The 13,132-nt window shown below is 74.0% G+C and carries 12 protein-coding genes; 11 read left to right on the top strand and 1 reads right to left on the bottom strand.

The window, feature by feature from the left end; translation table 11 throughout:
• Nucleotides 1–29: 29 nt before the first annotated feature.
• The 8 genes from ABZ951_RS01045 to ABZ951_RS01010 all read left to right on the top strand — a co-directional run bounded on the left by ABZ951_RS01045 (nucleotide 30) and on the right by ABZ951_RS01010 (nucleotide 8,872).
• Nucleotides 30–1,145: a quinone-dependent dihydroorotate dehydrogenase gene (locus tag ABZ951_RS01045; protein WP_344090320.1), complete on the top strand. Its 1,116-nt coding sequence runs from the start codon at nucleotides 30–32 to the stop codon at nucleotides 1,143–1,145.
• A gap of 127 nt (nucleotides 1,146–1,272) precedes the next feature.
• Nucleotides 1,273–2,151: an orotidine-5'-phosphate decarboxylase gene (gene pyrF, locus ABZ951_RS01040; protein ID WP_344090342.1), complete on the top strand. Its 879-nt coding sequence runs from the start codon at nucleotides 1,273–1,275 to the stop codon at nucleotides 2,149–2,151.
• A 247-nt stretch (nucleotides 2,152–2,398) separates the two neighbouring features.
• Nucleotides 2,399–2,722 (top strand): integration host factor, encoded by a 324-nt coding sequence (locus tag ABZ951_RS01035; RefSeq protein WP_116210718.1) that lies wholly within the window; start codon nucleotides 2,399–2,401, stop codon nucleotides 2,720–2,722.
• A gap of 38 nt (nucleotides 2,723–2,760) precedes the next feature.
• Nucleotides 2,761–3,351, top strand: a complete 591-nt coding sequence (gene gmk / locus ABZ951_RS01030; RefSeq protein ID WP_344090324.1) for a guanylate kinase — start codon at nucleotides 2,761–2,763, stop codon at nucleotides 3,349–3,351.
• A 60-nt stretch (nucleotides 3,352–3,411) separates the two neighbouring features.
• Nucleotides 3,412–3,684, top strand: a complete 273-nt coding sequence (rpoZ, locus tag ABZ951_RS01025) for a DNA-directed RNA polymerase subunit omega (protein ID WP_004948662.1) — start codon at nucleotides 3,412–3,414, stop codon at nucleotides 3,682–3,684.
• Nucleotides 3,685–3,803: 119 nt separating this feature from the next.
• Nucleotides 3,804–5,012 (top strand): bifunctional phosphopantothenoylcysteine decarboxylase/phosphopantothenate--cysteine ligase CoaBC, encoded by a 1,209-nt coding sequence (gene coaBC / locus ABZ951_RS01020; RefSeq protein ID WP_344090326.1) that lies wholly within the window; start codon nucleotides 3,804–3,806, stop codon nucleotides 5,010–5,012.
• A 174-nt stretch (nucleotides 5,013–5,186) separates the two neighbouring features.
• On the top strand, nucleotides 5,187–6,395 hold the full coding sequence (metK, locus tag ABZ951_RS01015) for a methionine adenosyltransferase (protein WP_344090328.1): 1,209 nt from the start codon (nucleotides 5,187–5,189) through the stop codon (nucleotides 6,393–6,395).
• 323 nt (nucleotides 6,396–6,718) lie between these two features.
• Nucleotides 6,719–8,872 carry a primosomal protein N' gene (locus ABZ951_RS01010; RefSeq protein WP_361278353.1) on the top strand — a complete coding sequence of 718 codons (2,154 nt, stop codon included), beginning with the start codon at nucleotides 6,719–6,721 and terminating at the stop codon, nucleotides 8,870–8,872.
• A 41-nt stretch (nucleotides 8,873–8,913) separates the two neighbouring features.
• Here ABZ951_RS01010 and ABZ951_RS01005 read toward each other — a convergent pair whose 3' ends face one another.
• Entirely contained in the window at nucleotides 8,914–9,432 is a 519-nt protein-coding gene (locus ABZ951_RS01005) for a hypothetical protein (protein ID WP_361278350.1), read from the bottom strand.
• Nucleotides 9,433–9,690: 258 nt separating this feature from the next.
• Between ABZ951_RS01005 and fmt the strand changes: the two genes are divergently transcribed.
• The 3 genes from fmt to rpe all read left to right on the top strand — a co-directional run bounded on the left by fmt (nucleotide 9,691) and on the right by rpe (nucleotide 13,028).
• Nucleotides 9,691–10,626, top strand: a complete 936-nt coding sequence (gene fmt, locus ABZ951_RS01000) for a methionyl-tRNA formyltransferase (protein WP_344087681.1) — start codon at nucleotides 9,691–9,693, stop codon at nucleotides 10,624–10,626.
• Nucleotides 10,627–10,678: 52 nt separating this feature from the next.
• Entirely contained in the window at nucleotides 10,679–12,100 is a 1,422-nt protein-coding gene (locus ABZ951_RS00995) for a transcription antitermination factor NusB (protein WP_344087684.1), read from the top strand.
• Nucleotides 12,101–12,341: 241 nt separating this feature from the next.
• Complete coding sequence (gene rpe / locus ABZ951_RS00990) at nucleotides 12,342–13,028, top strand: ribulose-phosphate 3-epimerase (protein ID WP_344087687.1); 687 nt, start codon at nucleotides 12,342–12,344, stop codon at nucleotides 13,026–13,028.
• Nucleotides 13,029–13,132: the final 104 nt, after the last annotated feature.

Genomic DNA, 13,132 nt, shown 5'->3' with positions numbered 1-13,132 from the left:
CCACCCCTCCGTCGCCAAGAAGGCCAGAAATGTACCGTCTCTTCTTCGACCTGATCTTCAAGCGGATGGACCCCGAGAAGGCCCACCACCTCGCCTTCGCCTGGATCCGCGCCGCCGCCCGCGTGCCCGTCCTGCGGACCTTCGCCGCCGCCGTCCTCGCGCCCCGCCACCAGGCGCTGCGCACCGAGGCCCTCGGCCTGCGCATGCACGGCCCCTTCGGCCTCGCCGCCGGCTTCGACAAGAACGCCGCCGCGATCGACGGCATGGCGATGCTCGGCTTCGACCACGTCGAGATCGGCACCGTCACCGCCCAGCCGCAGCCCGGCAACCCCAAGAAGCGCCTCTTCCGCCTCGTGGCCGACCGCGCGCTCATCAACCGCATGGGCTTCAACAACGACGGCTCCGCGGCCGTCGCCGCCCGCCTGGCGGCCCGCAACCCCGTCTTCAAGGCGACCGTCGGCGTCAACATCGGCAAGACCAAGGTCGTGCCCGAGGAGGAGGCCGTCGCCGACTACGTCACCTCCACCGAGCGGCTCGCCGCCCACGCCGACTACCTCGTCGTCAACGTCTCGTCCCCCAACACGCCCGGGCTGCGCAACCTCCAGGCCGTCGACCACCTCCGCCCGCTGCTGACCGCGGTCCGCGAGGCCGCCGACCGCACCGTCACCTCGCGCCGGGTCCCGCTGCTGGTGAAGATCGCCCCCGACCTCGCCGACGAGGACGTGGACGCCGTCGCCGACCTCGCGCTCGAACTGGGCCTGGACGGCATCATCGCCACCAACACCACCATCGCCCGCGACGGCCTCGGCCTGAAGACCCCGCAGCGCACCGTCGAGGCCATCGGCGCCGGCGGATTGTCCGGCGCCCCCCTCAAGGCCCGCTCACTGGAGGTTCTGAGCCGCCTGTACGCCCGTGTGGGCGACCGGATCACCCTCGTGGGGGTCGGGGGCATCGAGACCGCCGACGACGCCTGGGAGCGGATCCTGGCGGGTGCCACCCTCGTGCAGGGCTACAGCGCCTTCGTCTACGAGGGCCCGTTCTGGTGCCGGAAGATCCACCGGGGCCTGGCCGAGAAGCTCGCGGCCAGCCCCTACGCCACCCTCGCCGAGGCCGTGGGCGCTGCCGCGCGGGAGACGACGGCGTGACCTCGCCGCCCGGGTTGCGGGCAATCGTTCCGCACGGCGGAACAGGTGGGCGCAACCCGACCACCGGCCCGCAGCCGACCCGCGCGCCCCGCCCTGCCCCGAACCTCGGAGGAACCCCGTGACCGAGATCACCACCCTCGACCCCTTCGGCGCCCGGCTGCGCCGTGCCATGGACGAGCGCGGCCCCCTGTGCGTCGGCATCGACCCGCACGCCTCGCTGCTCGCCGACTGGGGCCTGACCGACGACATCGCCGGCCTGGAGCGGTTCACCCGCACCGTCGTCGAGGCCCTGGCCGACCGCGTCGCCGTCCTCAAGCCGCAGTCCGCCTTCTTCGAGCGCTTCGGCTCGCGCGGCATCGCCGTGCTGGAGCGGGCCGTCGCCGAGTCCCGCGAGGCCGGCGCGCTGGTCCTCATGGACGCCAAGCGCGGCGACATCGGCTCGACCATGGCCGCGTACGCCGCCACCTACCTGGACCCGGCCTCGCCGCTGTTCTCCGACGCCGTCACCGTCAGCCCCTACCTGGGCTACGGCTCGCTGCGCCCGGCGCTGGACCTGGCCCGGGAGAGCGGCACCGGCGTCTTCGTCCTCGCGCTCACCTCCAACCCCGAGGGCGCCGAGGTGCAGCACGCGGTGCGCACCGGAGGAGCGAGTGTCGCGGCGACGATGCTGGACCACCTCCGGGCGGAGAACGCGGGCGCCGCGCCCATGGGCTCCTACGGCGCCGTCGTCGGGGCCACGCTGGGCGACACGCTCGCCGCGGCCGGGGCGGATCTCGCCATCAACGGCCCGCTGCTCGCCCCGGGCATCGGGGCGCAGGGCGCCACCGCCGCCGACCTGCCGAAGGTCTTCGGCGCGGCCGTCCGCGACGTGGTGCCGAACGTCAGCCGCGGGGTGCTGCGGCACGGGCCGGACGCGGCCGCGCTGCGGGAGGCCGCCCGGCGGTTCGCGGGGGAGGTGCGGGACGCCGTGGACGCCGCGCCCGCCGGCGGCTCCGCGGCGGTCTAGCGGCCGACTGGCCACGCCACCGTCGCGTTAACGCCAAAATTGTCGGTCGTTATGTCCGGAAAAGTGCTGGTCGAGCGAGTCTGACCAGGACTTTTCGTCTGTTCTCGCTGACTGGAGCGGGATCGGCCGCTAGTCTCCCCACGAGAGTGAACGTGCGAGCGCGTTGCTCGTTGCTCCGCAGGTGTGGGCCGACTAGGTTCCACACCGGTCCGTTATCCGACAGTTCGATATCCGAGGTGACGTAGGCGTGGCTCTTCCGCCCCTTACCCCTGAACAGCGCGCAGCCGCGCTCGAAAAGGCCGCCGCGGCTCGCCGGGAGCGCGCCGAGGTCAAGAATCGGCTCAAGCACTCCGGCGCCTCGCTGCACGATGTGATCAAGCAGGGCCAGGAGAATGAAGTCATCGGCAAGATGAAGGTGAGCGCACTCCTGGAAAGTCTTCCCGGTGTGGGCAAGGTCCGCGCCAAGCAGATCATGGAGCGGCTCGGCATCTCCGAGAGCCGCCGGGTGCGGGGGCTCGGCTCCAATCAGATCGCATCGCTGGAGCGAGAGTTCGGCGGCAAGGCCGCCTGACGTTCCCAGGCACTCCCGGGAACCGGGATAATCGCTGCATGAGTACTGCAGTCTCCCGGGGGACGTCCCCCGTTCCCCCGGCCGGACAACCGCGGCTGACCGTGCTCTCCGGCCCCTCCGGGGTCGGCAAGAGCACGGTCGTCGCCCATATGCGCAAGGCCCACCCCGAGGTCTGGCTCTCGGTCTCGGCCACCACCCGCAAGCCGCGCCCCGGCGAGCGGGACGGTGTCCATTACTTCTTCGTGGACGACGAGGAGTTCGACAAGCTCGTCGCCAACGGCGAGCTGCTCGAGTGGGCCGAGTTCGCCGGCAATCGTTACGGCACCCCGCGCCAGGCGGTCCTCGACCGCCTGGCGGCGGGTGAGCCGGTGCTGCTGGAGATCGATCTCCAGGGCGCCCGGCAGGTCCGCACCTCGATGCCGGAGGCCCTGCTGGTCTTCCTCGCGCCGCCGAGCTGGGAGGAGCTGGTCCGCCGGCTCACCGGCCGGGGCACGGAGTCGCCCGAGGTCATCGAGCGCCGGCTGGCCGCCGCGAAGGTGGAACTGGCCGCGGAGTCCGAGTTCGACGTCACCCTGGTCAACACCTCCGTCGAGGACGTGGCGCGCGAGCTGCTAGCCTTGCTCCGTTGAACCGGGGGCAGCCCCCATGCCCCAAAGTTCTTGATCTTCACCCCTTTCGGAAGGCAGACAGTGTCCTCTTCCATCACCGCGCCCGAGGGCATCATCAACCCGCCGATTGATGAGCTGCTCGAGGCAACCGACTCGAAGTACAGCCTGGTCATCTACGCCGCCAAGCGCGCGCGTCAGATCAACGCTTACTACTCGCAGCTCGGCGAGGGCCTGCTGGAGTACGTCGGCCCGCTGGTGGACACCCACGTCCACGAGAAGCCGCTCTCCATCGCGCTCCGCGAGATCAACGCGGGTCTGCTGACCTCCGAGGCCATCGAGGCCCCGGCCCAGTAAGCTCCAGGATTTCGCATCCACAGGCCCGGCAGCGCAGCTGCCGGGCCTGTGGTGTGTCATAGGGCATACGCACGCCCGGTGGACGGCGTGCGCACCACAGCGCGGGGAGAAGCGAAGCGATGGACAAGCCCAAGGTCGTCCTCGGGGTCAGCGGCGGGATCGCCGCCTACAAGGCGTGCGAGCTGCTGCGCCGCCTCACCGAGTCCGGTCACGACGTGCGGGTCGTGCCGACCGCCGCGTCGCTGCACTTCGTGGGCGAGGCCACCTGGTCGGCGCTGTCCGGGCACCCCGCCGCCACCCAGGTGTGGAACTCCGTGCACGAGGTGCCGCACGTGCGGATCGGTCAGGAGGCCGAGCTCGTCGTCGTCGCCCCGGCCACCGCCGACATGCTGGCCAAGGCCGCGCACGGCCTCGCCGACGACCTGCTGACCAACACGCTCCTGACCGCCCGCTGCCCGGTGGTCTTCGCGCCCGCCATGCACACCGAGATGTGGGAGAACGCGGCCACCCAGGAGAACGTGGCGACCCTGCGCCGCCGCGGCGCCGTCGTCATCGAGCCCGCCGTCGGCCGCCTCACCGGCGTCGACACCGGCAAAGGCCGGCTCCCGGACCCCGGGGAGATCTTCGAGGTCTGCCGCCGGGTGCTGGCCCGCGGCCCCCAGGCACCGGCCGCCGACCTGGCCGGCCGCCACGTGGTCATCAGCGCGGGCGGCACCCGCGAGCCGCTGGACCCGGTGCGCTTCCTCGGCAACCGCTCCTCGGGCAAGCAGGGGTACGCCCTGGCCCGTACCGCCGTCGCGCGCGGTGCCCGGGTGACGCTCGTCGCGGCCAACAGCGAGCTGCCCGACCCCGCCGGGGCCGACGTGGTGCGGGTCGGCACGGCGCTGCAACTGCGGGAGGCCGTCCTGAAGGCCGCCGCGGACGCCGATGTGGTCGTGATGGCCGCCGCCGTGGCCGATTTCCGGCCCGCCCGCTACGCCGAGGGCAAAATCAAGAAGCGGGACGGCGAGGGACCCGAGCCCGTCGAGCTCGTCCGGAATCCGGACGTCCTCGCCGAGCTGTCGGCCGCCCGGGCGCGCCCCGGACAGGTGGTCGTCGGCTTCGCCGCCGAGACCGACGACGTGCTGGCCAACGGGCGCGCCAAACTCGCCCGCAAGGGCTGTGACCTGCTGGTAGTCAATGAAGTGGGCGAGCGCAAGACCTTCGGCGCCGAGCAGAGCGAGGCCGTCGTGCTGGCTCCCGACGGCTCCGAGACCCCGGTCGCGTTCGGGCCGAAGGAGGTCCTCTCGGACACCGTCTGGGACCTCGTCGCCGACCGCCTGCGGTGACGTTCCGGGTGCGCCGGAGTGCAGGGTGTTGCAGGTCACGCGCCTACTGATGCGCCACGGGATGCCCCAAGCGCCGGATCGCCGGATAAACTGAACCCGGATCCGCGTCGAGCGCAGCTCTCGGCCGGGTCCATCAATGATCAGCCAGCAGCCGCTGCAACCCCAGGGAGCGATGTGTCCCGCCGCCTGTTCACCTCGGAATCTGTGACCGAGGGTCACCCCGACAAGATCGCTGACCAGATCAGCGACACCATTCTCGACGCGCTTCTGAAGGAAGATCCGACCTCCCGGGTCGCCGTCGAGACCCTGATCACCACCGGCCTGGTGCACGTGGCCGGCGAGGTGACGACCAAGGCGTACGCGCCGATCGCCACTCTGGTGCGCAACAAGATCCTTGAGATCGGTTACGACTCGTCCAAGAAGGGCTTCGACGGCGCCTCCTGCGGCGTGTCGGTGTCCATCGGCGCGCAGTCCCCCGACATCGCGCAGGGCGTCGACACCGCCTACGAGCAGCGCGTCGAGGGCGACGAGGACGAGCTCGACAAGCAGGGCGCCGGCGACCAGGGCCTGATGTTCGGCTACGCCTGCGACGAGACGCCCGAGCTGATGCCGCTGCCGATCCACCTGGCGCACCGGCTCTCGCGCCGCCTGTCGGAGGTCCGCAAGAACGGGACCATCCCCTACCTGCGCCCCGACGGCAAGACCCAGGTCACCATCGAGTACGACGGCAACAAGGCCGTGCGCCTGGACACCGTGGTCGTCTCCTCCCAGCACGCGTCCGACATCGACCTGGACTCGCTGCTGGCACCCGACATCCGCGAGTTCGTCGTCGAGCACGTGCTCAAGCAGCTCGTCGAGGACGGCATCAAGCTCGACACCGAGGGCTACCGCCTGCTGGTGAACCCGACCGGCCGCTTCGAGATCGGCGGCCCGATGGGCGACGCCGGCCTCACCGGCCGCAAGATCATCATCGACACCTACGGCGGCATGGCCCGCCACGGCGGCGGTGCCTTCTCGGGCAAGGACCCGTCCAAGGTCGACCGCTCGGCCGCCTACGCGATGCGCTGGGTCGCGAAGAACGTGGTCGCCGCCGGTCTCGCCACGCGCTGCGAGGTCCAGGTCGCGTACGCGATCGGCAAGGCCGAGCCGGTGGGCCTCTTCGTGGAGACCTTCGGCACCGCCACGGTCGACGTCGAGAAGATCGAGCACGCCATCGGCGAGGTCTTCGACCTCCGCCCGGCCGCGATCATCCGCGACCTCGACCTGCTCCGCCCGATCTACGCCCAGACCGCGGCGTACGGTCACTTCGGCCGCGAGCTGCCCGACTTCACGTGGGAGCGCACGGACCGCGTCGAGGCCCTGAAGAAGGCTGCGGGGCTCTAGCCTTACCGCTTCGCGCACGGCCCCGAACCGCAGAAACGGTTCGGGGCCGTTTCGCTGCGCTCGGGCAGGGCGGTGACGCTGTGCCGTTCCGCCGGGGCCTTGCCGGCGGGCTGTGGGGCGTGCACCACCGCTGCGCGGCGGTGTCCTCAAACGCCGGACGGGCTGATTCGGCTGAGCTCAGCCATAATCAGCCCGTCTGGGGGCACCTCCCAGCGTTAGCTGGGGGAGTTTGAGGACGCGCCCGCAGGGCGACCGCCGCCGCAGGCGGCAACCACTGCCCGCCGGGGGTTCGCTGTCAGTGCGGTCTGCTAAGACTTGGTGCTGTGAGCAGCGAGAACGGGCGGCAGGGACCGGGGGAGCCGGCTGTGGGGGAACCGCAGGGCGCCGAGCAGCTTGCGCTCATACGGGAAACGGTGCGGCAGGCCAAGGTGCCGCGCGCCAAGCCGCGCACCTGGCGGGGGGCCGCGCTCGCCGAGGAGTTCCCGGTGGCCCGGGTCCTGGTGGACAAGGGGCTCATCCACCTCGACCAGTTCTTCGACTACGCCGTCCCCGCCGCCATGGACGCCGAGGCCCGGCCCGGTGCCCGGGTGCGCGTCCGCTTCGGGGCCCGCGTCGCCAAGGGGCGCCGGGAAGGCGGGGAGCTGCACAACGGCTTCATCGTCGAGCGGCTCGCCGAGAGCGAGTACCGCGGCCCGCTGGCCCCCATCGCCCAGGTGCTGTCCCCGGAGCCGGTGCTCGGCCCCGGCCTCCTCGCCCTCTGCCGCGCCGTCGCCGACCGGTACGCGGGCACCCTCGCCGACGTCGTCCAGCTCGCCGTGCCCCCGCGCCGGGCCCGGGCCGAGGCCGCCGCCTCGCCGGAGCCGCTGCCGCCGCCCGCCCGGCCGGAGCCCGGCAGCTGGTCCCGCTATCCGACCGGCCCCGCCTACCTCGACGCCGTCGCCCGCGGTGACACCCCGCGCGCGGTGTGGACCGCGCTGCCCGGCCCGCACTGGGCGGAGGAGCTGGCCCGGGCCGCCGCCGCCGCCCTGGCCGCGGGCCGCGGTGCGCTCCTCGTCGTGCCGGACGGCCGCTGCGCCGCCCGCGTCGACGCCGCGCTGACGGAGCTGCTGGGCGCGGGCCGGCACGTGCTGCTCACCGCCGAAACGGGCCCGGAGGAGCGCTACCGGCGCTGGCTCGCGGTCAGCCGGGGGTCCGTGCGGGCCGTGGTCGGCACCCGCGCCGCGATGTTCGCCCCCGTACGGGATCTGGGCCTCGCCGCCATCTGGGACGACGGCGACTCCAGCCACAGCGAGCAGCACGCCCCCCAGCCCCACGCCCGCGAGGTGCTGCTGCTGCGGGCCGCGCACGAGAAGGCGGCGTTCCTGCTCGGCGGGTTCGGCTGCACGGTCGAGGCGGCCCAGCTCGTCGACACCGGCTGGGCCCTGCCGCTCACGGCGGCGCGCGAGCAGGTGCGGGCCGCGGCCCCCCTCATCCGTACCGTCGGCGACGCCGACCAGGCGCGTGACGAGGCCGCCCGGGCCGCCCGGCTGCCCTCGCTCGCCTGGCAGGCCGCCCGGGAGGGGCTCAAGCACGGCCCGGTGCTGGTGCAGGTGCCCCGCCGGGGTTACGTGCCGCGCCTGGCCTGCGAGCGGTGCCGCGAGCCGGCCCGGTGCGGGCACTGCGCCGGGCCGCTGGAGGCCCGTGACGGTGACGGCACCCTGCACTGCGGCTGGTGCGCCCGTGCGGCACGGGACTGGCACTGCGCCGAGTGCGGCGGGTTCCGGCTGCGCGCGCAGATCGTAGGGGCGGGCCGCACGGCGGAGGAGCTGGGCCGCGCCTTCCCGGCCGTCCCCGTACGGACCTCCGGGCGCGACCACATCCTCGACACCGTCCCCGGCCGGCCCGCGCTGATCGTCTCCACACCGGGCGCCGAGCCGGTCGCCGAGGGCGGCTACGCGGCGGCGCTGCTGCTGGACGGCTGGGCGATGCTCGGCCGCCCCGACCTGCGGGCGGGCGAGGAGGCGCTGCGCCGCTGGCTGGGCGCGGCGGCGCTGGTGCGCAGCCAGGAGGCGGGCGGGACGGTGGTCGTCGTCGCCGAGCCGACGCTGCGGCCGGTTCAGGCCCTCGTCCGCTGGGATCCGGCCGGGCACGCGGTGCGGGAGCTGGCCGACCGCGCGGAGCTGGGCTTCCCGCCCGTGTCCCGGATGGCGTCGGTGGCCGGCCCCCCGGAGGCCGTCGCGGATCTGATCGCCACGGCGGAGCTGCCGGCCGGCACCGAGGTGCTGGGCCCCGTGCCGCTGCCGGTCACGGCCCCCGGCCGCCCCCGGCGCCCCGGCGACGCGCCGCCGGGGGAGCGCTGGGAGCGGGCGCTGCTCCGGGTGCGCCCAGGCCAGGGCGGCGAGCTGGCGGCGGCGCTCAAGGCGGCCCGGGCGGCCCGGCTGGCCCGCCGCGACGGCGAGCCGGTGCGGCTGCGGATCGACCCACCGGACATCGGCTGAGCCGGCCGCCCCCGGGTACCGTGCCGCTCCGGCGGCGGTCGTCAGCCGTTGCGCGGGCCCGGGAAGGCCGGCGGCCTCGGCTCCTCGCGGTGGGCGAGCGCGGCGGGCTGGCCGGGTACGGAGCGGGCGGCGGGCACCACCGGGACGGACGGCACCGGCGCCGGCTCGGCGGCGCGCACCGCCTCCGCGCTCTCGGCTGCGGCCTGCCCGTTGGTGCGGCGCGCGCCGTAACGGCGGTGCACGGCCTGCTTGGTGACGCCGAGCGCCGACCCCACCGCGTCCCACGAGAAGCCCAGCGACCGGTCGAAGTCGACCGCGGCCGTCACCAGTGTCTCGACGCTGTCCCGCAGCTCCTGCGCCAGCCGGACGGTCGGCGCGGGGGCCCGCCCGTAGACGACGAAGCCGGCGGACGGGCCGGTGCGCCGCGGGCGGTAGACGTTGCCCAGCTGAGCGGTGAGCGTGCGCAGGGCGTCCACCTGCCTGCGCACCCGCTCGATGTCCCGGACCAGAAGATGCAGGCTGGCCCGTGCCTGGGCGTCGTGGGTTGCGTGGTCGGCCATGAAGAAGCCTCTCGGACCGGCGGGGTAAAAGGACTAAAAAAGGACGAGAGTTGACAAGTAACGGAATCGGGCCGCAGCAGCGGCCCGTTTCGGTCAATCTCTCTTGACCACAACGCGCCACGGCCCGCCGGGTCACGGTATGAGGGCGCACATCCGCTGGAAGGGGGCGCGCGACAGCCCGTACGCCCCCTGGTGGCGCGGCCCTCTAGACTGGTGCGCCGTTCCCCTCGGCGCCCGATGAGAGGTAGTTCGCCACCCATGAGGCTCGTCTTCGCCGGTACCCCCGAGGTCGCCGTCCCCGCCCTCGACGCCCTGATCGCCTCGGACCGGCACGAGGTCGTCGCCGTCGTCACCCGCCCCGACGCCCCCGCCGGGCGCGGCCGCCGACTGGTCGCCAGCCCCGTCGCCGAGCGCGCCGAGGAAGCGGGCATCGAGGTGCTCAAGCCGCAGCGGCCCCGCGACGCGGACTTCCTCGCCCGGCTCACCGAGATCGCCCCCGACTGCTGCCCGGTCGTCGCCTACGGCGCCCTGCTGCCCAAGCCCGCGCTGGACATCCCCGCGCGCGGCTGGGTCAACCTGCACTTCTCGCTGCTGCCCGCCTGGCGCGGCGCCGCCCCCGTGCAGCACGCGATCCTCGCCGGCGACGAGGTCACCGGGGCCTCCACCTTCCTCATCGAGGAGGGCCTGGACTCCGGGCCCGTCTACGGGGTGCTCACCGAGCACGTGCGGCCCACCGACACCAGCGGCGACCTGCTGACCCGCCTCGCCTTCGCGGGCGCCGGGCTGCTCTCCGCCACCATGGACGGCATCGAGGACGGCACCCTCCAGGCCGTGCCGCAGCCCGCCGAGGGCATCTCCCTCGCCCCGAAGATCAGCGTCGAGGACGCCCGGCTGGACTGGTCGGCCCCCGCCCTGCGCGTGGACCGCGTCGTGCGCGGCTGCGCCCCCGCGCCGGGTGCCTGGACGCTCTTCCGCGGCGAGCGGCTGAAGGTGATGGCGGTCGCCCTCGCCCCCGACCGCACGGACCTCGCCCCCGGCGCGATCGGCGCCGCCAAGAACTCCGTCCACCTCGGCACCGGCTCGCACGCCGTCGAGCTGCTGTGGGTCCAGCCGCAGGGCAAGAAGCCGATGAAGGCCGCCGACTGGGCCCGCGGCGTGCGGATCGGTGCCGACGAGCGGCTCGGCGGGGAGTGAGGGCGACAGCGTAGGCTGGACCCCTTCACCACTCAGCTCCGGAGCACCTTTCGTGAACGATCGCGCCCCCCGCCGCCCCGCAAAGCCCTACCGCCGGCCCAAGAAGGACCCGGTGCGGATCCTCGCCTTCGAGGCGCTGCGGGCCGTGGACGAGCGGGACGCGTACGCGAACCTCGTGCTGCCGCCGCTGCTGCGCAAGGCCCGCGAGCAGGAGGGCTTCGAGACCCGCGACGCCGCCCTCGCCACCGAGCTGGTCTACGGGACGCTGCGCCGCCAGGGCACGTACGACGCGATCATCGCCTCCTGCATCGACCGGCCGCTGCGCGAGGTGGACCCGCCGGTGCTGGACGTCCTGAGCCTGGGCGCCCACCAATTGCTCGGCACCCGCATCCCGCCGCACGCCGCGGTCTCGGCCAGCGTCGAGCTCGCCCGCGTGGTGCTGGGGGACGGCCGGGCCAAGTTCGTCAACGCCGTCCTGCGGAAGATCACGGCGCACGACCTCGAAAGCTGGCTGGAAAAGGTCGCCCCGCCCTACGAGGAGGACCCCGAGCAGCACCTCGCCGTCGTGCACTCCCACCCGCGCTGGATCGTCTCCGCGCTGTGGGACGCCCTCGGCGGCGGCCGGGCCGGCATCGAGGACCTGCTGGACGCCGACAACGAACGCCCCGAGGTCACCCTGGTGGCCCGCCCCGGCCGGGCCACCACCGAGGAACTGCTGGCGGCCGTCGGCGAGGACTCCGCGCTGCCCGGCCGCTGGTCGCCGCACGCCGTGCGGCTCGCCGAGGGCGGTGAGCCGGGCGCCCTGGACGCCGTCCGCGAGGGCCGGGCGGGCGTGCAGGACGAGGGCAGCCAGCTCGTGGCCCTCGCCCTGGCCAACGCGCCCCTGGACGGTCCGGACAGCCGCTGGCTCGACGGCTGCGCGGGCCCCGGCGGCAAGGCCGCCCTGCTCGGCGCGCTCGCCGCGCAGCGGGGGGCGGCGCTGCTGGCCTCCGAGAAGCAGCCGCACCGGGCCCGCCTCGTCGAGCGGGCCCTGGCCGGCAACCCCGGCCCGTACCAGGTCATCGCCGCCGACGGCACCCGCCCGCCGTGGCGGGAGGGCGTCTTCGACCGGGTCCTGGTCGACGTGCCCTGCACCGGCCTCGGCGCCCTGCGCCGCCGCCCCGAAGCCCGCTGGCGCCGCCGGCCCGAGGACCTGGCCGGCTTCGCGTCGCTCCAGCGCGACCTGCTGCGGGAGGCGCTGCGCGCCGTCCGCGTCGGCGGCGTCGTCGGTTACGCGACGTGCTCGCCGCACCCCGCCGAGACCGGGGCGGTCGTGAAGGACGTCCTCAAGCGGGAGGGCGTCCGCGCCGAGTGGATCGACGCCCGCCCCCTCATGCAGGGCGTCCCGGCACTGGGCGAGGGCCCCGACGTCCAGCTGTGGCCGCACCTGCACGGTACGGACGCGATGTATCTGGCGCTGCTGCGGCGGGTCTAGGGCCGGCCCGGTGGGGACTGCGGCCGCGGCCCGTCGTTGCCGCCTGCGGCGGCAAGCGCCTTGCGGGCGCGTCCTCAAACTCCCCCAGCAGTAGCCGGGGGAGTTTGAGGACACCGCCGCGCAGCGGCCGGCGGGGCCATGGGGGCGCAACCTCGTACCCGGCGTACCCCCGCAGCGGCCCCGGCGCCGGCCGGAGGGCACCCGTGTCACCCCCGCGGCAGCGGCATGGCAGTCTTGAGGCATGGCCGTGCAGATCAACCCCAGCATCCTCTCCGCCGACTTCGCCCGCCTCGCCGCCGAGGCGGAGGCGGTCAAGGGCGCCGACTGGCTCCATGTCGACGTCATGGACAACCATTTCGTCCCCAACCTCACGCTCGGCGTGCCGATCGTGGAGGCGCTCGGCCGGGCCACGGACACCCCGCTGGACTGCCACCTGATGATCGAGGACCCGGACCGCTGGGCGCCGCAGTACGTGGAGGCCGGGGCGGGTTCCGTCACCTTCCACGCGGAGGCCGCGGCCGCGCCCGTGAAGCTGGCGCGGGAGATCCGGGCCAAGGGGGCGCGGGCGTCCATGGCGCTCAAGCCGGCGACGCCGATCGAGCCGTACGAGGACCTGCTGCCCGAGCTGGACATGCTGCTGATCATGACGGTCGAGCCCGGCTTCGGCGGCCAGGCGTTCCTCGACATCATGCTGCCGAAGATCCGCCGCACCCGTGAGCTGATCTCCCGGCACGGCCTGGAGATGTGGCTGCAGGTCGACGGCGGGGTCTCCGCGGAGACCATCGAGCGCTGCGCCGAGGCGGGCGCGGACGTCTTCGTGGCCGGATCCGCCGTTTACGGTACGGATGACCCGGCGGCGGCCGTACGGTCCCTGCGCGCGCAGGCGGAGAGCGCCACGGCCGGGGCGCCCTGGGCCTGCGCCCACTGAACCGGCCCCCGTCCTCGCCCGAATTGCTGAGGGCGGCGGGCAGGGCCTGATCAAGGACCGCCGCATCTGACAGGATGACGGTCGAGTCCACAGCTGGAACACAG

The organism is Streptomyces sp. NPDC046215 (assembly GCF_040646215.1).
In the GTDB taxonomy this organism is placed as follows: domain Bacteria; phylum Actinomycetota; class Actinomycetes; order Streptomycetales; family Streptomycetaceae; genus Streptomyces; species Streptomyces stramineus.
Note: the sequence above shows the minus strand (reverse complement) of the source record. Positions and strands in the feature narration are given on the sequence as shown.

What these genes read in the sequence shown, in the direction of transcription:
- gmk (WP_344090324.1), top strand. Translation starts at nt 2,761, where the DNA reads ATGAGTACTGCAGTCTCCCGGGGGACGTCCCCCGTTCCCCCGGCCGGA.
- rpe (WP_344087687.1), top strand. Translation starts at nt 12,342, where the DNA reads ATGGCCGTGCAGATCAACCCCAGCATCCTCTCCGCCGACTTCGCCCGC.
- coaBC (WP_344090326.1), top strand. Translation starts at nt 3,804, where the DNA reads ATGGACAAGCCCAAGGTCGTCCTCGGGGTCAGCGGCGGGATCGCCGCC.
- fmt (WP_344087681.1), top strand. Translation starts at nt 9,691, where the DNA reads ATGAGGCTCGTCTTCGCCGGTACCCCCGAGGTCGCCGTCCCCGCCCTC.
- ABZ951_RS01005 (WP_361278350.1), bottom strand. Translation starts at nt 9,432, where the DNA reads ATGGCCGACCACGCAACCCACGACGCCCAGGCACGGGCCAGCCTGCAT.
- ABZ951_RS01045 (WP_344090320.1), top strand. Translation starts at nt 30, where the DNA reads ATGTACCGTCTCTTCTTCGACCTGATCTTCAAGCGGATGGACCCCGAG.